The sequence below is a fragment of the Neobacillus sp. Fa239 genome (genome assembly GCF_055395235.1).
In genome coordinates, this window is sequence record NZ_AP041611.1 from 2,415,256 (window position 1) to 2,432,831 (window position 17,576).

Annotated in this window: 18 protein-coding genes; 15 read left to right on the forward strand and 3 right to left on the reverse strand. The window is 39.6% G+C overall.

What is annotated here, in order from left to right; translation table 11 throughout:
* Window positions 1-12: 12 nt before the first annotated feature.
* The 4 genes from ACZ5XR_RS11610 to ACZ5XR_RS11625 are packed head-to-tail and all read left to right on the forward strand — an operon-like array spanning window position 13 to window position 4,794.
* On the forward strand, window positions 13-891 hold the full coding sequence (locus ACZ5XR_RS11610; protein WP_464501810.1) for a carbohydrate ABC transporter permease: 879 nt from the start codon (window positions 13-15) through the stop codon (window positions 889-891).
* A complete protein-coding gene (locus ACZ5XR_RS11615; protein ID WP_464501811.1) occupies window positions 891-1,871 on the forward strand; it encodes an N-acetylglucosamine kinase in 981 nt (326 codons plus the stop codon). Before ACZ5XR_RS11610 ends, ACZ5XR_RS11615 begins: the two co-directional genes overlap by 1 nt.
* Window positions 1,868-3,196, forward strand: coding sequence for a 6-phospho-beta-glucosidase (locus tag ACZ5XR_RS11620; protein WP_464501812.1), 1,329 nt, complete (start codon window positions 1,868-1,870; stop codon window positions 3,194-3,196). The genes ACZ5XR_RS11615 and ACZ5XR_RS11620 overlap by 4 nt, the downstream gene beginning before the upstream one ends.
* Window positions 3,190-4,794, forward strand: coding sequence for an N-acyl-D-amino-acid deacylase family protein (locus ACZ5XR_RS11625; RefSeq protein WP_464501813.1), 1,605 nt, complete (start codon window positions 3,190-3,192; stop codon window positions 4,792-4,794). Before ACZ5XR_RS11620 ends, ACZ5XR_RS11625 begins: the two co-directional genes overlap by 7 nt.
* Before the next feature lie 622 nt (window positions 4,795-5,416).
* On the opposite strand, the gene ACZ5XR_RS11630 is transcribed toward ACZ5XR_RS11625, so the two are convergent.
* Together ACZ5XR_RS11630 and ACZ5XR_RS11635 are read right to left on the reverse strand one after the other, a co-directional pair.
* On the reverse strand, window positions 5,417-5,785 hold the full coding sequence (locus ACZ5XR_RS11630; RefSeq protein ID WP_464501814.1) for a hypothetical protein: 369 nt from the start codon (window positions 5,783-5,785) through the stop codon (window positions 5,417-5,419).
* 249 nt (window positions 5,786-6,034) lie between these two features.
* Complete coding sequence (locus ACZ5XR_RS11635; protein ID WP_464501815.1) at window positions 6,035-6,274, reverse strand: DUF6429 family protein; 240 nt, start codon at window positions 6,272-6,274, stop codon at window positions 6,035-6,037.
* 284 nt (window positions 6,275-6,558) lie between these two features.
* On the opposite strand from ACZ5XR_RS11635, the gene ACZ5XR_RS11640 reads away from it, so the two are divergent.
* Both ACZ5XR_RS11640 and ACZ5XR_RS11645 read left to right on the forward strand, forming a co-directional pair.
* Entirely contained in the window at window positions 6,559-6,918 is a 360-nt protein-coding gene (locus ACZ5XR_RS11640) for an HIT family protein (protein WP_464501816.1), read from the forward strand.
* Between the two features lie 145 nt (window positions 6,919-7,063).
* Entirely contained in the window at window positions 7,064-7,600 is a 537-nt protein-coding gene (locus ACZ5XR_RS11645; protein WP_464501817.1) for an AAA family ATPase, read from the forward strand.
* Window positions 7,601-7,733: 133 nt separating this feature from the next.
* On the opposite strand, the gene ACZ5XR_RS11650 is transcribed toward ACZ5XR_RS11645, so the two are convergent.
* The gene (locus tag ACZ5XR_RS11650) at window positions 7,734-8,957 is read right to left on the reverse strand and encodes an IS110 family RNA-guided transposase (protein ID WP_464496974.1); all 1,224 of its coding nucleotides are present in this window, start codon (window positions 8,955-8,957) and stop codon (window positions 7,734-7,736) included.
* Window positions 8,958-9,317: 360 nt separating this feature from the next.
* Here ACZ5XR_RS11650 and ACZ5XR_RS11655 point away from each other — a divergent pair, with 360 nt between their 5' ends.
* The 9 genes from ACZ5XR_RS11655 to ACZ5XR_RS11695 all read left to right on the forward strand — a co-directional run bounded on the left by ACZ5XR_RS11655 (window position 9,318) and on the right by ACZ5XR_RS11695 (window position 17,476).
* On the forward strand, window positions 9,318-9,842 hold the full coding sequence (locus tag ACZ5XR_RS11655; protein ID WP_464501818.1) for a GNAT family N-acetyltransferase: 525 nt from the start codon (window positions 9,318-9,320) through the stop codon (window positions 9,840-9,842).
* 1,353 nt (window positions 9,843-11,195) lie between these two features.
* Window positions 11,196-11,642, forward strand: a complete 447-nt coding sequence (locus ACZ5XR_RS11660) for a GNAT family N-acetyltransferase (RefSeq protein WP_464501819.1) — start codon at window positions 11,196-11,198, stop codon at window positions 11,640-11,642.
* A gap of 297 nt (window positions 11,643-11,939) precedes the next feature.
* The gene (gene sda / locus ACZ5XR_RS11665; RefSeq protein WP_464501820.1) at window positions 11,940-12,092 is read left to right on the forward strand and encodes a sporulation histidine kinase inhibitor Sda; all 153 of its coding nucleotides are present in this window, start codon (window positions 11,940-11,942) and stop codon (window positions 12,090-12,092) included.
* 731 nt (window positions 12,093-12,823) lie between these two features.
* Window positions 12,824-13,039 carry an SMI1/KNR4 family protein gene (locus tag ACZ5XR_RS11670; RefSeq protein WP_464501821.1) on the forward strand — a complete coding sequence of 72 codons (216 nt, stop codon included), beginning with the start codon at window positions 12,824-12,826 and terminating at the stop codon, window positions 13,037-13,039.
* Window positions 13,040-13,061: 22 nt separating this feature from the next.
* The gene (locus ACZ5XR_RS11675) at window positions 13,062-13,319 is read left to right on the forward strand and encodes a hypothetical protein (RefSeq protein WP_464501822.1); all 258 of its coding nucleotides are present in this window, start codon (window positions 13,062-13,064) and stop codon (window positions 13,317-13,319) included.
* A gap of 272 nt (window positions 13,320-13,591) precedes the next feature.
* Complete coding sequence (locus ACZ5XR_RS11680; protein ID WP_464501823.1) at window positions 13,592-14,032, forward strand: hypothetical protein; 441 nt, start codon at window positions 13,592-13,594, stop codon at window positions 14,030-14,032.
* Between the two features lie 181 nt (window positions 14,033-14,213).
* Entirely contained in the window at window positions 14,214-14,693 is a 480-nt protein-coding gene (locus tag ACZ5XR_RS11685; protein ID WP_464501824.1) for a hypothetical protein, read from the forward strand.
* 1,264 nt (window positions 14,694-15,957) lie between these two features.
* Window positions 15,958-16,419 carry a hypothetical protein gene (locus tag ACZ5XR_RS11690; RefSeq protein WP_464501825.1) on the forward strand — a complete coding sequence of 154 codons (462 nt, stop codon included), beginning with the start codon at window positions 15,958-15,960 and terminating at the stop codon, window positions 16,417-16,419.
* Between the two features lie 529 nt (window positions 16,420-16,948).
* Window positions 16,949-17,476: an exosporium protein C gene (locus ACZ5XR_RS11695; protein WP_464498160.1), complete on the forward strand. Its 528-nt coding sequence runs from the start codon at window positions 16,949-16,951 to the stop codon at window positions 17,474-17,476.
* Window positions 17,477-17,576: the final 100 nt, after the last annotated feature.

A 17,576-nucleotide genomic window follows, 5' to 3' on the forward strand; every position in this document is an offset into this window, starting at 1 on the left:
AGGGGTGAAGTTATGAATAGATGGTTTAAAGTAAAAAACAATAATTTGATTCCTCCATTTTACTTATGGCTCGGTCTGTTTCTTTTTGCTTGTTTCACCTTGATTCCCTTCCTATATCTTTTTTCATCGTCCCTGTCTGAAACAAGGGATTTGATCAGCGGGAATCTGCTTCCGAGTCATGTGACGTGGAGCAATTTTGAGTCCTTGTTCCGGAACGGCTCCGGGGATTTTGTTCCGGCACTAAGAAATAGTGTGTTTGTCGGCGTCATGACCGCCATTTTCACTCTTGTGATTTCGATTTTAGCTTCCTATGCCTTTGCGAGGATCAATTTCCCTTTTCGAATGACGGCACTTTTTGTCATCTTAATTATGCAGATCATGCCTGCGATGAGCATCATCGTACCCGTTTACATGATGATGCGCAACGGAATTGATCTCGGATTTTTTACCACACCGCCGCTTCTCGATACGCCGTGGGCACTGATTGTTATTTACACAACAATTTCTCTCCCCTTTGCGATATGGCTCTTAACAGGATTTTTTCAAGCGATTCCAAAAGAGCTGGAGGAATCGGCATTAGTGGATGGGTGCAATAAATTTCAGACCATGTTTAAGGTGATACTTCCTCTCGCGATGCCGGGGATTGCCGCAACCGGCATCTTTGTCCTCTTAAATGCGTGGGACGAATTTACCTTCGCGAGTGCGTTGACGGCGACGCCGGCAGCGAAGACGCTGCCGGTCATTATCCGCGAATTCATCGGCAAAAACAGTCTGGACTGGGGTCCGATGACAGCGGGAGGATTCATTGCCTCTCTCGCACCCGTCATTATTTCCCTCTTCTTTTACCGGCATATTGTCGGCGGACTAACAGCAGGAGGGGTGAAAGAATAATGCGTTATATCATGGGAGTAGACGGGGGAGGAACAAAGACACTCACCGTCATTGTCGATGAACACGGAAGATTCATCTCATCCGGAAAATCTCAGGGAAGCAATCATCAATCCGTCGGGATCGATACGGCGATAGAGCGGATAAGGGAGTCCACAACGGAAGCGCTTTTAAAAGCAGGGCTCACGCCTTCCACGATCAGTTATTGTCAATTCGGACTTGCCGGAGCGGACAGGGATATTGATTTTTCCATCCTTCGACCAGCACTTGAAGCGTTATCCTTTAAACAATGGGACTTGGTGTGCGATACGTATGAAGGACTTCGTGCTGGAACCAAAGACAATGTCGGGGTCGTTCTCATCTGTGGGACTGGAACCAATGCGGTCGGACGGAATTGTTCCGGCGAAACGGTCCAGGTCGGCGGAATCGGCGGGTATCTATACGGGGATGCGGCAGGAGGGAGCTTTCTTGCGATGGAAGCTTTCCGCGCCGCCGTCCGTTCTTGGGACGGAAGGGTCGAGGAATCCATATTGCCGCAAGCAATCGCAGACTATTTTAAAAAGTCTTCCTTTGAAGTGCTGGTGAATGACTTCCTGGACCGCGACGTGAGAAAAGTGCCGAACGATCTTTCGGTTGTCCTTCATGAGTCGGCAGAAAAAGGGGACAAAGTTTCGATTGATATCCTTCGAAAATGCGGACGTGAGCTTGGACTCTCGGCATGTGCGGTTGTCCGGAGACTAGGCGATTTTCCGGAAAAAATTCCGGTCGTTGCGGTCGGTTCGGTTTTTCAAATAGGAAAAAGCGAACATTTGCTCGCATCGCTAAACGCATGCATGAAAGAGGAGTTCCCGGGAATGGTTCTCACCATTCCGGAAATAGAGCCTGTTTTCGGAAGTGTCATGCTCGGGTTGGATGCGCTGGGTATCCCCGTGACAGACGAAATGGAAGACCATTTTAAAGAAAAAGGAGAGGGTATAAGATGAACGGTTTAAAAATGGCAGTCATCGGCGGAGGTTCTTCTTACACACCGGAATTGGTGGAAGGAATCATCAAACGGCACTATGAATTTCCGGTAAAAGAGCTCTACCTTGCGGATATTGAAGAAGGTCGGACCAAACTGGAGATCAACGGAGCGTTGGCAAAAAGAATGGTCGAAAAAGCCAATCTGCCGATTTCGATTGTGACGACCCTTGACAGACGGGAAGCGATCAAAGGTGCCGATTTCGTTTCGACGCAGCTTCGTGTCGGCATGCTCGACGCCCGTTCAAGGGATGAGAGAATTCCCTTAAAATATGGTTTGATCGGACAGGAAACAACCGGTGCCGGGGGATTTGCCAAGGCGCTTCGGACGATTCCAGTTATCTTGGGAATCTGCCGCGACATGGAAGAATTGGCACCGAATGCTTTTTTGATTAACTTCACGAATCCGGCGGGACTCGTGACGGAAGCCGTTCTAAAGCACAGCACCATTAAAACGGTCGGTTTGTGTAATCTACCGATCGGGAACCGGATGAAGTTTGCGAACATGCTGGAAGTCGACGTGAGCCGGATTGAAGTGGAAATGGTCGGGATCAACCACCTGACGTGGACGACCCGAGTATGGCTGGACGGACAAGATGTGACACAAAAGGTGACGGATACAGTCATCGAAAGCAAAGGGCAATCCGTGAAGAATATCCCGAACTTCCCTTGGGACGGTGAATTTGTCCGCTCGCTCGGCGCGCTTCCTTGTGATTATCACCGTTATTTTTATCTTCGTGACCAAATGCTAGAAGACCAGCTGAAAAAACTGGCGGAAGGCAGAACGCGGGCGGATGAGGTGAAAAAGGTCGAAGCGGAATTGTTCGAGCTTTACAAGGATGTGAACCTGTCCGTCAAACCGAAGCAATTGGAGCAGCGGGGCGGCGCCTATTACTCGGAAGCAGCATTAAACTTGATGAGCTCCATCTACAATAATAAGCGGGATATCCAGACGATCAATGTGAGAAACAACGGGGTAATTTCGTGCCTTCCAGACGATGCGAGTGTCGAAGTCAACTGTGTGATTGGTTCAGAAGGCGGAGTTCCGGTGCAACTTTCGACCAACATTTCTCCGCAAATCAGAGGACTTCTTCAAGCCGTCAAAGCGTATGAGGAACTGGCGGTGGAAGCGGCGGTAACGGGAAGTTATTCCGCAGCACTTCAGGCGCTTGTGGTTCATCCGTTGGTCGGGTCGGCAACCATCGCGAAGAAGGTGCTGGATGAACTATTGTCTGCCAATGCCGCCTACCTTCCTCAATTTCAAACCACGGAGGCGGCGAAATGTTAGACCTCCTCATTCAAAACGGGAAAATCGTCGATGGAACCGGGAACTCCTGGTTTTACGGGGATGTGGCGGTTAAGGACGGCGTGATCGTTCAGGTCGGGAAAGTAAATCAGGAAGCACGAACGGTGGTGGATGCGAAGCGTCAGGTCGTCTCCCCCGGATTCATTGACGGGCACTGCCATTCGGATTTAATGATTCTGAAACATCCGGAGAGCGAAATCAAGCTGCAGCAGGGCGTAACAACAGAGGTCGTTGGAAACTGCGGCATCGCACCTGCTCCGGTTTTTCAAAAAACAAGCGGGCTTCTTCATGATTATGTCCAGCCGATATTAGGGAAATTCGAATCCCGCTTCAACTGGAAAACAGTTGGCGAATATTTGGATTTTGTTCAAGGCGCTTCCCCGTCCGGGAATATCGCGACCTATGTGGCGCACGGGGCGCTTCGGATTGCGGTGATGGGGTTTGAAAACCGTCCGGCGACCAAGCAGGAATTACAGCTCATGAAAGACCTGCTCGAAGAAGGGCTGAGGGCAGGAGCGATCGGATTATCGCTCGGTTTGATGTATGTTCCCGGGAGTTACTCCACAAAAGAAGAAATCGCGGAACTTTGCAGCGTCCTTCCGAAATATGATGGTTTACTTTCCGCACACGTGCGCGGGGAAGGGAAAAGCCTCATCCCTTCCTTAAAAGAAGTCATCTGGATTGCGGAGAAAAGCGGGGTTCCTTTTCAGGCAAGCCATTTGAAATCTGCCGGGAAACGGTACTGGGGGCAGGTCGAACAGGCGATGGAAATGATCGAGGATTCGAGAGCGAAGGGTCACGACATTACCGCTGATGTCTATCCATATACGGCGGGTTCCACATCCTTAACAACCGTCCTTCCTCCGTGGGTGCTGGAAGGCGGAATTGGCGCGACGCTTGAGCGGCTGAGAGAACCTTCTATTCGAAAGAGAGTCATCGAAGAACTCGGGGAAGAACAGGACACGTGGGATAACCTGGTTTGTTCAACAGGCTGGCAGGCGGTCATAATTTCCGCACTTGTGACCGAAAAGAACAAACACCTGGAAGCAAAAAGCATTCTGGAGATCAGCGAAATGAGAGGAATTGACCCAAGAGAATGCGCGCTTGACTTATTGCTGGAAGAAGACGGAAAGATTAGCATCGTCTATTTTCATATGGCGGATCGGGATGTGGAGAAAGTCATCCAATGGGACCATTCCCTATTTGTCTCCGACAGTCTTACGTGCGAAACAGGAAAACCTCATCCCCGGCTTTTCGGAACATTCCCGAGGGTTTTCTCGACTTATGTGCGGGAAAAGCGTTTGATCTCCCTGGAAGAGGCGGTCCGAAAAATGACCTCGTTTCCGGCAAGACGCTTTAAACTGGATAAGCGCGGACTGCTTCTTCCGGGATACAAGGCGGATCTTGTGGTTTTTAATCCGGACTCCATTTATGATACCGCGACCTATCAGGACCCGATGCAATACCCGGACGGGATCAACCACGTTTTCGTGAACGGGGAGAAAACCATCCAGTCTAAAACACATACCCATGCATGCAGGGGTGAAATGATCCGTGGATTGAAAAAATCGACTTTTTAAAGTCGATTTTTTTATGTTTTGTCAATTACCGCCTAATTTCATAAAACCTCTTCACTTCAACAATAACCCAAGATTGTGAAGTGTTGTATTTAAACGGGTGCTTATGTTGAACAATCGGGTTGCTGCGGCAATCTTTTTTTCGTTCTTCAACTAAAGGATCAGGTTAATTGAAGAAGAAAATGGTAAATAGAGAAATTAAAACTAAATTGATATATCATATATGGTATATAAACAAGAAAGCATAAAAGGGGAAAGAAAATGAAAAAGGTCATTTTTTTCAGCACTGCAATAGTAGTTGCATTATTTTTTATTAGTTTGAGATACTTCTTTCATACTATTAATGATTCTCAATTTCAAACTAGTATGATGGTATCATTAATTGTGTTTTTAATTTTAAGACGTGTTCTCAAAGTAAGTTATTTTAGATAAATTTGAACACTATGAAAGAGGGCTTTAGTTTCACAACAAATGGGCTGTTTCGGCAGCCCTTTTTCAATATCGTTATTAAGCTAAAGGAGCAGGTTAGCTTAACAAGGAGTTGCGGCAGCAACTCCTTGTTATTTTGGTGCTAAAAAGCAAAATTCCCCCAAGTTAATTAGCGCAGCGGATAGTTGCAATATTCCTAGTGAACCACCCTGAACTTTGTGCTGGCGGTGTGACCTTTGCATGTCACGGTGACAGGAACAGAACCAATCGTCGTGTTTCCGCCCACATGCCACGACCAAGATACATACCCTTTAGAATTAGAGCGCTTAGGTCCCAAACCCTTCGCTTTGCTTAGACCACTTTTGTAATGAACGGCTATGTACGCGGTTGAATTCGGCGAAACTTTTGCTGTTAACGTCTCCATACTGTTTCTAGCAGCCGGATTTTTAATGCTGATAATTTGGACATACGTCTGATGCGTCGCTGCCGAAACTTCCAAGTTCGGGACGCTGATTCCTGTTATCAAGGAAATCGACAATAACAGGGCACTTACCCACTTTTTCATTTTATTTCCTCCCTTTTATTTCATACAGATTCTATTATATCAACGGCAACAGAATTGCGTCTATCAAGAGTTCACAGAGAGGTGCCGGACAAAATTCTTTTTGCAGCAATACCTTCTGAAGGAGAGAAATTAGAGGAAGTTGATGTTTAAGGCTAGAGAGATATACAATCAATTATGGTTTTTAACTAACTGGGCTAGAGTCTAAAAACATACATAGGTTTGGGGGAAATCTCATCATTGAGATTTCCCTTACTGCCCTTTTATATTATATTTTTTCATAAGCTCTTTTGCATGATCTTTTCCTTTGTCTGTTAGATAAACAGATTTTGAACGCTTGCTGCTTCGAATGAAATCATCTTCAGATAATTCGTTAAGGGAGTCAAAAGGGTAACCTTCCCAACTCCTTAGAACTTCTTCAAAACCCAAATCCTCTTTAAACGATGTTAGATACAATAATAATAGCGTTAGTTCATCAATCTGATCTTTCATTTAGCTTGACTCCTTAATGTTTGCGACGAAAAACCTTCAATTCGTTTATCAGCTTCATACATTTCTCACGCTTTAGATTATAACAAGTTTCATCTCTTCTAATAATTTCCTTTTACAGAAATTATTGACCTGATTGACGAAATTGAAACGGCAGTTCTTATTAAGCTAAAGGGCAGGATAGTTCAAGAAGGAAAATTTTCTCTATATTACTTTCAATTAGAGGAAAAAAGGTGGGATTTGTCGTATAAGTATTGGGTTATAAAAATATTTGGGAGTTGTTATTATTGGCAAATGGTGTTGAAGATTTTTATTGTGACGAAGTTTTAAGTGGTAAGACAGCAGTGGAGAAAGTGTTGGAAACTGAGAATACTCTAGCCTTTTATCATACCCGTCCTTTTTATGATGTACATATCGTGGTAATCCCCAAAAAACACATTACTTCACTTATCGATGTGAAACCAGAAGATAAAGATGTGATGAACGATTTATTTTCAGTTATTCAGAAAGTATCAAAACACATAAACGACAAGTACGGTGCCTGTACTGTATCAACTAATTTAGGTGAGTATCAGAGCAATAAGCATATGCATTGGCATGTTCATTATGGGCATCGTATAAAATATTTAGATGGTACTTGGTGCTAAAAATGCATTTTTCACTAAACGGGTACTTATGTATGATGGGATGGCTGCGGCGATCCCATTTTCTTATTGTGCTAAAGAGGCAGTTTAGTTTAACAAGGAATTCAAGGCTTTAACATTGAATTCCATAAGTACATATAAAAAGTGGGTGGAAATATTGAATAAAATTTATATAATATCTGGACCAGCTGGAGTTGGAAAATCCACAACTTCAATGAGACTTGCTGAACAGTATGACCATAGTGCTTATATTGAAGGTGATTTAATCAATCATATGGTTATTGGTGGATACCTTCCACCGTGGGAAAGTGAAGAATTACTATCACTAATTTGGGAAAATATAGCTGACTTAAGTATCAATTTTGTTGAAGCAATTAAGAATGTAATCATTGATTATGTTGCTTTTCCAGAAGAAGTAGAAAAATTTTCTCAAAAGATTTATGTAAAGACAAAGAACGTAGAAATTATATATGTTGTTTTATGGGTGGATAGTGATGAACTGTTGAGAAGAGATGCTTTAAGGATTAAAGAAAATCAGATGGGAGTAAGATGTTTAGAATTAGTGAATGAATTTGAAAGTAAAGGGATAGATAAACGCTTTTTCTATAATACCACCAATTTACAGCCAGAGGATTTAGATGAAATCCTTCTGAATATAAGAGAAAATTCTTCATTCAAATATTGATATCTTCTTTAACTCCCATGAAAATAAATTCTGACTTTCAAGGAAAATGGCAATACTAAAGAAGACGCAGCTCAATCGTTTTAAAAAAAGGGAGAGCGCCTGAGTTTTGGTAATGGTTATATGTTAGATTGGATCAGGAAACTTCAGGTTCTTTTACTGATACTGTATAACCTAGACTTTCAAGTCTTCGCATAGAGTGACGAACAATAGATTGCTGTCTTTGAATATCAAAATAATCTTCTCCTAAGTCAACATACATTTCTTTCCGAGTTAAAAGATAGTAGGAGATTCTTAACATGGCATGGGCAACGACTATGGCTGCTTTTTTACTTCCCTTTCGTGCAGCCGTTCGTCTATACATATGACCAAGATAATTTTTAGATCCTCTGACGGATTGGGCTGCTTCAGTTAAAGCAGATTTTAAATATTTGTTTCCCTTTTTAGATTTAGATGACTTTCTTTTTCCAGCGCTCTCATTATGTCCAGGTACTAGTCCTGCCCACGAACATAAATGGGCTGCGCTTGGAAACTGATTTTTGATGTCGGGTCCAATTTCAGCTAAAATTTGTTCAGCCATACGAGTGGCAATCCCAGGAATCGAATCTAATCGTTCAATATCTTCCTGAAATGATTTGACTCTTTCGGAAACTTCCTGATCAAGCATATCAATTTGTTCGGTTAGAAAATCTATGTGTGTAAGAATCGTTCGAATCATCATACGTTGATGAGGACGAATATAACCTTTAAGAGCGAGTTCGAGATCGTCTTTCTTTTTCTTTAAGGTTCGTCGAGCAAGACTAGCTAGTTTAACAGGATCATCTTCACCATTTCCTATGGCTCGAAGCATATCTTTAGAGGAAACACCCATGATTTCAGATACCACAGAAGCAAGTTTAATATTAGCACCCTCTAGAACCTTCTGAATTCTATTATGCTGTCTAGCACGTTCTTCAATAATACTCCGACGATACCGAACCAATTCTCGTAGCTCTCGCTGATTTCGATCTGGAATGAAGCTAGCTTTAAGTAATCCGTGACGAAGAAGCTTGGCAATCCATTCAGCGTCTTTTACATCTGTTTTACGTCCCGGAACTGCCTTCATATGTTGTGCATTCACAACTAAAAACACAATGTCTTCGGCTTCAAGAATATTAACAATCGGTTTCCAAAAAACACCTGTGCTTTCCATCGCCACATGAGTACACTCATGTTCTTTAATCCAATCAATCATTTTTAATAGAAAAACAGTTTTGGTTGAAAATGTTTGAATCTCCTTTCCATCTGGTGTGATAATACATGCAGTAATACTATCTTTATGGACATCCATACCGCATGCACGTTCAATGATAACTTCCATTGAGAACATCCTTTCTACGGCAAATTTAAATGGAGGCTGGTGCAATAACCAGAATAGGATTAATCTCCCATAAGTGCTTCCCGTAAGGGAGCGACAGTCTGTGATGCACCGTGGTCGTTGGAGTCAGACTAACGGATGGGCTCTAATGGCACCATAGCTTATCGACCTTCTTCTCCCAGCCGTAGTTGCAGTATTGACGGTTATAGTGCATTTTCATTCGCTGTGGTGCAGCGCGTTTTTTGCGCTGCATGGTTGGCTAACGGGTGCAATAGTTAAAGAAAAGACCGCTGCGGTAGTTCCATTATCTTCTTGTGCTAGCGTGGCAGTTTAGCTGAACAGGCAATCGAAGGAGGAGTATTTTTGGAATTTTTTACTGAGAGATTAACAATTAGGACGTATCGGAGTGACGACATACAAGATGTATTCCATATTTACAATAATGAGGATACATGTAGATATCTCTTGCATGATAAATGGACATATGAAAATATGCAGGAAAAATTCAATAAAAAGTTAGAAAATAGTATACTCACAAAAGATACACCTTTAAGTTTGGCAGTAGTAAACCATACTCAAGTAATAGGTGATTTATCTGCGCGGTACACAGATATGAAAGATACTGTTGAAATTGGCTATAGCTTTTCTGACAAAGTTTCAGGAAGGGGTTACGCTTCAGAAGCAGTGAGTGGTTTAGTTAGGAAGTTATTTGATGAGTTTTATGTGCATCGTATACAAGCCAACCTTGATGCAAGAAATAAATCATCACAAAAATTATGTGAACGTATAGGTATGAGAAAAGAAGCCCATTTCATTCAGGATTTTTGGAATAAGGGTGAATGGACAGATAGCATTATATATGGAATGTTGCTTTCGGACTTAGACTAAAGCTGCATTACTTTGGAAGGAACCCTCCATGATTGTTGGCGTAGTTAAATAGCTATAAATGAATAGTCGAAGCTAAAGCAACAGAAAGTAGATAGATTGGTTTTTGAACATTATTGCCAGTGACATACAAAGAAAGAATAATCTCATTAACAGAGAGTTTTAAGTACACCAAGAGATTGTGCAGTAATATACTCAAACTAACGGGTGCAAAACTTGAAGTTCAAGCTGCCATTTTGGTGGCTATTTTTTATCGTACTAACGAAGCAGGTGTGCGGCCGAGCCTAGGTCGTATCATATAACGGGTGGGATTCCCGTCGAGTAAGAACTAGCCATTCGCTCGTAGCGAGTCTTGGAGGGCTAAAGGTAACTTTAGTCTTTAAGCGTAGACAGTTAGGTGATGGGCCGAAAGCCAATTGGTTGAAGGGATTGAGCTCCATAATGTTAGTAAAACGAGAGGGCTGATGTTTTACCTGCAACAGAAAGCTACATTTTATCCATCGTATAAGGCAAGATGGATAAAACCTCTCTGGAGTCAGAGACCTTGGCACGTTACACATTGATATGATACGGCAACTCGGGAGACCCTATTGGTCTTTTCTTAATGGAAGAGTATGGTGTACAAGCGATAACAAGCAAGGAAGCCAAATGCCGAATAGGGAGTCGGATAGCAGCGTAGTACCAATGAAGTTGGGTAATGCCGATGGAGGAAAGGCTAGCTACCAGTTATCAACCTTAATAGGGACACATTTACTATACTCTGAGGTAGGAATAATGATGGAAACAAAACTATTAAGGATAGCAGAAATGTGAATGGTAACTAGGAGGAGCCGTGTGCATTAATAGTGCAAGCACGGTTCTGGGAGGGGGTGGAGTACAATCTACCGAAAGGTAGAAAGTCTCCATTCTACTCGACTATTTGAAGAAGGACTATTGATTCTATCTACCGCATATTAATTAATTGGTAGGTGATAAAGTTGAAATCGTTTATCATAGGGGCTCTTGTTTTTATAATTATAGATATAGTTATGTGTTTAGTTACGCACACACCGTTTACTGTTACAGGCATTATAGTTGAATATTTAATACTGAACCTTGTAGCTATTATTTTTATTACATTATTTCTTGCGATTTCACGAATAATCCAGAGTTTCCGAAACAGAAAATCTGGATGAGAGGCAACATGTTTTTTATTAAACAAACGGGTGCTTGAGTAAAAGATCATATTCCGGCTGGTAACACTAAATGATCGCTGCGGCGGTCTTTTATTTCTTCTTCAACAAACGTGTCAGGTTACTTTAATAAAAAGTTTAGATTATGATATTGTGAATTTAGACCAATGAAAGGAGGTTTCTAATGAACACTCGAAACATTATAGAAGAAGATTATTATAAAGTAATTGATGTTTTGAATGATTGGTGGGGTGGACGACAGATGACACATTTGTTGCCTCGACTGTTTTTCGAACATTTCCAATCAACAAGTTTTATAGCCGAAGATAATGAAGCTTTATCCGCTTTTCTAATTGGATTCGTGTCGCAAACACATTCAAATGAAGCCTACATACATTTCGTGGGTGTTAATCCCAAACTTAGGAAGAACGGTTTAGCAAGAGAACTTTATGAATTGTTTTTTACTAAGGTTCGTAACTTAGGTTGTAATACTGTTCGGTGCATTACTTCTCCAGTCAACGAAGGTTCTATTTCATTCCATAAATCAATGGGTTTTTCTGTATCCTTAAGTACCAATTACGTAGGTTTGGGACAAGACCGTATTTTATTCTCTAAAAATATTACTTCTTAATGATGTTTAAACATTATCCTTCTTAAAGTAACGGGGGCTTGAGTTTAAGAAGCATGGTTGCTGCGGAAGCCCTCTTTCTTATTCGACTAACGAAACAGTTTACTTGAATGAGCACAATAAAATTATAAAATTAACAATTATGCCATCGCAGACTCTCTTATAATAGAACAATTGAAACATAGTAAGAGTAACTTAAATTTAAAACAGGTATTTTTCCCCATTTATTGTTTCGCCAATTGGTTGGATAATTGCTTCTGTATTCCCGTTTAACCAAATAAATCCAATAGGGAGAAAAGCATGGGAGCAGCACTTAAAATTGTAAGCGATAACGAATTGATAAAAGCCTATATGAAAGCAATCGGAAGCAAAAACATCGATCGGGATTTTATTGAACTACTAAAGCAAGAGTTAATAAAAAGGAACCTAATAGTAAAAAAAGCAAGTAACTAAATGGTAAGTTTTTTCCGTGGTATTTGTCACAGGCTGTCTAGAGACAATCTGATGAAATAAGCAAGGAAAAAGTGATTGGATGTGTTATCGTGAAAAAATTCCCTGTAATTTTTCAAGAAAAAGATTATATAATGATTTATCAATAAGCATCTGGTTATTGTGAGATCGTCGAATAGGGAAAACCCAATCATAAAATAATACTGGTGCATTTTTCTGAGTTGAAGCTTAAAGGATATGACCGTCTGAGTGGCGGTCATTTTTTAATGAGAAGATTTATTACCAATGATTAAATTATATTTGCTTATTTTTTAGGCAGCAGTTGTTGAACGAAAGGTAGGAGGTTACTGTAACGACAAAATGAAAATCCATCTATCTTTATGTGGGAGTTACCTAAAAGAAATCCTCAGGCAGGAGGATACCTGAGGTAAGGAAGAGATAAGGCAAGGAATCGCATGGAGGACGAATCAAAATGTGCTTATTTCCCTGCACTTAGGTTTAGTTTTCACTTTAATCATCATATTCATTCCAATTATTGTAAGGTGAAATAGGACTGTTATGTGTAATAAAGTAAGGACTATTCAACTAACAAGGGATTATATTAAAGGTCTAGCTGCCATTTTTGGCTGCTTTCTTTTTGTGCTAACGGATTAGGTTACTTGAAGAATGAAATGATAAATTTGTTATTGAATTAATAATAATGAAAGATATATGGGTTAAGGAGTTTTATCTAAATGCAGAATGTACGGAATTTAATCAAAAAAAAGAAACCAGGCGTTCATGAATCGGATATAAAGCTTGCAGAGGAAAAGTTAGGTTTGATTTTTCCAGAACAGTACAAGGAACTTTTGAAGTTAATAAATAATGCGGAGATTGTTGAACGGATTCTCTCTGCTATTCAAATATACGGTAAAGATCTCGAGCAAGCTATAGAAAAAGGTTTTGAGTAATGGATAAGAGGAGGCAAATCAATTGAAAAGAGAAAAGCGGATCGCATTATTTAAACCCAATGGCAAAGCGGTTAAAATGTTTACTACATTAGCAGAGGCAACGAAGTTTTGTGTTGATCAAGGGATCTGTAATGGTGGTTGGGTGAAAAGGAGTTTAGAAAGTGGAGAGAGGTTTTATCAACCAAACGGCAATGATTCAATTTCACACAACGGATATAGAGGTTATGGAATGTATGTTAAATGGGTAATGGCAAAGATCAAGGAGAATGAGATCGAGTAAGGTTTTGAATGAGAGGTTCCAATTGGAGCCTTTTTTTAACAGATAAGAAACGCATCTGGCTACTGTGAGATTGTCGAAGATGGAGAACCTAACCATTATGTTATGCTGGTTCATTTTTCTGAATTGAAGCTAAAAGGAGCATGATCGTCGTATGGCGGTCTTTTTTTATTGTAAAGTGGCAGGTTAGCTAAAGAGTGATTCTTCCACAAAAAAGGACATTCTACATTGGTTATAGAAAATTAACTGTTAGTCGTTTAATTTACGGAGGTATTATGAACAAAAGAAAAATTTCTGAAGAAGAACAAGCAATTCTTATTAAAAACCTTGAACAAAAGTGGGATATAGAGATGGGAAAGCATTATTGGTATCCACTATACAAATGTAAGCGAGAAGATGTTGCCGCTTTTAAAGAGTTAGATATTGAAGAAAAGAAAGATGAAATAAAGGTACAAATTATTATAGACAGTATTTTGGAACTTGGGGATTTGGCAATTTATGATATGAACGAATTTGAAAACTCTATCTACGAAATTGATACCGTATCTCTCGAACCCTTTTACTCAGCGGACGGATACGGGGAGAAAATTTGGTTTAGCGAGAAGATGAATTGGGTGATTTACGCTTCTCACGAAGGTTCTATTACTTTTGGCGGTAAAGCATTCATAAAAAAAATTAAAGAAAAGTGGGAGGACTGGCAGTCTGATATATATTAATATGAATCAATAGCCTTCATGAGAAAATAAGTTTGTGAAGGAATGTTCTTAAACAAACGGGTGCAATAGTTAAAGATGATGATCGCTGCAGCGGTCTTTTTCTTGTTGAACTATCTGGCAGGATAGTTTAAGAACAGCATGATAGTATATTGATATATTGATTAAAAAAAGGATGGTAGACATGGATAATGAGTTATTTAGAAAGGCATTAGAGAAGATAGATAAACAAAATCTTAATAACGTTGGCTTTAATTCCATAACAAAGAAATTTTTTCAGGATTATCAGATTCCCGAAGATGTAATTTCTTTTTTCAAAGACTTTTCATTTACAGAAAATGTACAATTTAAACATGTTTATTTTGATATAGTAAATGAAATGCCTGATAACAATTTATACGAGGAACACAATCGATGCATTGATAATGGTTTGTTTATTATTGGTTCCGGTCTAAATGGGGACCCCATTGTACTTGATTTAAATACAAAACAAATTGGCTATGTTTTTCATGATGAATTATGGGAAGATGAAGAAATCAATCCAAGGGAAATATATATTAGTTTAGAATGTTCATTACCAGAATTTTATTATAACTCGGTCACGATAGATGATTATCCAGTTGATGGGTACGCAGCTGAACGCTATATGGGTTTGATTGATTAAAAAATCTTATTGAAGTAACGGGTGCTTGAGTGAAAGATGGGATCGCTGCGGGCGGTCCTGTTTTTGTTGAAATAACGTAGGTAGAAAAGTTGAATAAGGTTTTACGTTAAAATAGGTTTTAAAGGTGGGTAGCGAGTTAGTGAAGATAATATTTGAGTTAATACGAATAGCTTTTATTTTGGTGGTTTTTGTATTTTTTGAATTATTCTTAGGGAGTTTTTTACATTTTATTTACTCAAAATTAGCTGTTAACATTGATTATGGAAATGGATATGGATTGATGGTTCAAGTAGCTATACTAATTTTATTTTTTGTATTATATAAAAACGAATTGCAATTTAGTGGTTGGGGATGGTCTACGTGGTTTATTGGGAAAAGTAGAAAAAAACTCTCAAAAAAAGTATCAAAATTACTTATTTTCACATCAATAGTGTTATTGATATTACCCCCGATATCAAGCCTCTTCTTCCACTAACGGGGTGCTATACTACAAGAAGGATTTTCACAAACATTAGCCGGCTCATAAATATAACAGGGAATGAGGATCACCTCATTCCCTGTTTTGTGGTTCCATTAATTACTTTTACATTGCTTGTAATATAATTGTATAATTTGGTATTTAAAATAATTAGTATGAGTGCTAATAACTAGTGGATATCTACTTTATCTATAATTAGTTTAGTTATATTTATATTACTCGCTCTACCGACAGTGGGAAAACGATAGAATAAGAGAAAATGAGAACAGGAGAAAAAGAGAAAACTAGAAAAGCATGCTACTTCATCTAAAACCATGATAAGCAATCAGGGCTGCGACTGAAGCTTTTTTTGTAGCTCAATTTTAGCTCACTTGGTAAAATTGAAGATAATAGAAAATGCAAGCGACATACCTCATGTGGTTAGAGCCTAATTTTATAATTTCAGCAAGAACCCGCAGGAAAGGACCTGCGGGTTTTTGTGTTTCAATAACTTATCAAATGTGAATTTTTACCTAAAATACATCAAGGAAATGACTGAAAGCCTGAAAACGGACGATAAGGTTTTCTTCTAAAAATAGCCCCACTGGAAATTTTGAACAGGCAGTCACCGTTCTCGATCCTGAATGGATTTTGTTCTTACCATCGAATTACGGCTTCAGTATGTATTGGGCGTATACGGCTGTGGTCGAACACAACAAACTATTCGATAAACAACAATCGAACTTTTTGAAAGCCCTGTACCAATCCCCCATATTCCCTTTGCATTTGAAAGAGGAGGAAAACCAAATGCGTATTGTCTCAACGTTTAACCATAACGTATATTTGGAAAAAGCAATTGTGATTATAGAGAAATTAGGTATCCCAAAAGATCAGATATTTGCTGTACCAATCAATAAAGACAAGGAGAGTGCTTTTGTTTCGTTAGATTCGATGCATCACGCTGATGGAAGATCCTTTCTTGACATTCCCTCGCTAGTGGCAGCATTTTTCTGTGCTTTAGGAACCATTTACGGGTTCGTGTTATACTGTGGACCTGTATTATGGGGACTCATTGGATTTTTCGGGGGATTGATTCTGGGAATCGTGATAAAGATTATTTCCATAAAGCGTTCTTCACAAAAGATAAAAAAACATTCAAAGACAGAAGTTGTGCTGATGATTGATAGCGAAAAAGAACTGGCGAACAAAATAGAGCAGATTCTTTGGCAAAATCAAGCGTTTGGAGTATCAAAAGTGGAATCTAATTAAAGCATTACAGGTAATTTGTCAAGGTCGATAGGACATTGGATGAAGATTACAATAATTGAAGCCTAAAAAGACTGACTCATTAAAAGTGGTTCTTTTCTGCTAATGTAATATGTTTAGGGAGTTTTTTTAACATAACTTCAAGATTGTGAGGCATTGTAATTAAAGAAACGGGTGCGTTACTGAAACAAGGAATAAACTAGAAAGAGCCTAAATTATGCATGTTTTTATGCACTACATGTATATTTAGGCTCATTTTATATTCATAAAACATACTGCCTTTTTATTTGCCAAAAACAGTTTGACTTCGTTTATAAAGGAATCATGTTCGTAGAGGCTCCATGTCAAAGGACATTAGTTTTAATCTAATTTCCATTTAAGTGTGTCACTTAAATGAGCAAAAACTGTGTCATTTAACTAGACGGTCACAATTGTCCAAGCACTCTTTTAAATCCTGAATATATTATGGTACATGCTTTGAAAGTGAGGTGATTAAATGCTAGATAGTAGAAATAATCCCGGTTGGGCGGATATGAGTGGAGCAACTCAACCGAATGATGAAGGAGTTGGCTCAGGCTCTCACTCAAAAGACCGAAATTTTGAAATTGTAGATTACCAAGCTACACAACCACGGGATAACACGAATGATGCCGAACCCCAACCTATCCCCCACAGTCCAAATCTTCTAACACTTGCAACACTCATTGTAACTATTCCGAACAGCTTTCATAAAAGAAACAATAGAGTTGAATTGATTGCCACCGTAGGTGTAGAAGGTATAACAGAAACATCGCAATTAAAATTTCGTATTTTCCGCGATGGTTCACAAATTTTTGAAGCACAGGCGGGAGTTGAATCAGATCCTGCATCAGAATTATTTTATATAGAAACATTCCAAGCAATCGATACAAATGTAAGATCTGGATCTCATACGTACGTGCTGACAGTTGAAAATGCGACATCATGTGCGGAAGCAGCTGTAGTTGGACCTATCTCGTTTAGTGCGTTAGCAATTGAAGGGAAATCTAATAAATCCAACGACTTCTGGTTTTCCTATTAAACCAGTAAAATTTGTTGGACAGGCAGCCATTAAATTATTGATTGGTTTTTATTTTTCTTAAATGTTGCGACGATACTGAAATAAACAAGAAATATAAAAA

What these genes read in the sequence shown, in the direction of transcription:
- ACZ5XR_RS11680 (WP_464501823.1), top strand. Translation starts at nt 13,592, where the DNA reads ATGAACAAAAGAAAAATTTCTGAAGAAGAACAAGCAATTCTTATTAAA.
- ACZ5XR_RS11610 (WP_464501810.1), top strand. Translation starts at nt 13, where the DNA reads ATGAATAGATGGTTTAAAGTAAAAAACAATAATTTGATTCCTCCATTT.
- sda (WP_464501820.1), top strand. Translation starts at nt 11,940, where the DNA reads ATGGGAGCAGCACTTAAAATTGTAAGCGATAACGAATTGATAAAAGCC.
- ACZ5XR_RS11660 (WP_464501819.1), top strand. Translation starts at nt 11,196, where the DNA reads ATGAACACTCGAAACATTATAGAAGAAGATTATTATAAAGTAATTGAT.
- ACZ5XR_RS11670 (WP_464501821.1), top strand. Translation starts at nt 12,824, where the DNA reads ATGCAGAATGTACGGAATTTAATCAAAAAAAAGAAACCAGGCGTTCAT.
- ACZ5XR_RS11635 (WP_464501815.1), bottom strand. Translation starts at nt 6,274, where the DNA reads ATGAAAGATCAGATTGATGAACTAACGCTATTATTATTGTATCTAACA.
- ACZ5XR_RS11625 (WP_464501813.1), top strand. Translation starts at nt 3,190, where the DNA reads ATGTTAGACCTCCTCATTCAAAACGGGAAAATCGTCGATGGAACCGGG.
- ACZ5XR_RS11690 (WP_464501825.1), top strand. Translation starts at nt 15,958, where the DNA reads ATGCGTATTGTCTCAACGTTTAACCATAACGTATATTTGGAAAAAGCA.
- ACZ5XR_RS11620 (WP_464501812.1), top strand. Translation starts at nt 1,868, where the DNA reads ATGAACGGTTTAAAAATGGCAGTCATCGGCGGAGGTTCTTCTTACACA.
- ACZ5XR_RS11615 (WP_464501811.1), top strand. Translation starts at nt 891, where the DNA reads ATGCGTTATATCATGGGAGTAGACGGGGGAGGAACAAAGACACTCACC.
- ACZ5XR_RS11650 (WP_464496974.1), bottom strand. Translation starts at nt 8,957, where the DNA reads ATGGAAGTTATCATTGAACGTGCATGCGGTATGGATGTCCATAAAGAT.
- ACZ5XR_RS11695 (WP_464498160.1), top strand. Translation starts at nt 16,949, where the DNA reads ATGAGTGGAGCAACTCAACCGAATGATGAAGGAGTTGGCTCAGGCTCT.
- ACZ5XR_RS11630 (WP_464501814.1), bottom strand. Translation starts at nt 5,785, where the DNA reads ATGAAAAAGTGGGTAAGTGCCCTGTTATTGTCGATTTCCTTGATAACA.
- ACZ5XR_RS11685 (WP_464501824.1), top strand. Translation starts at nt 14,214, where the DNA reads ATGGATAATGAGTTATTTAGAAAGGCATTAGAGAAGATAGATAAACAA.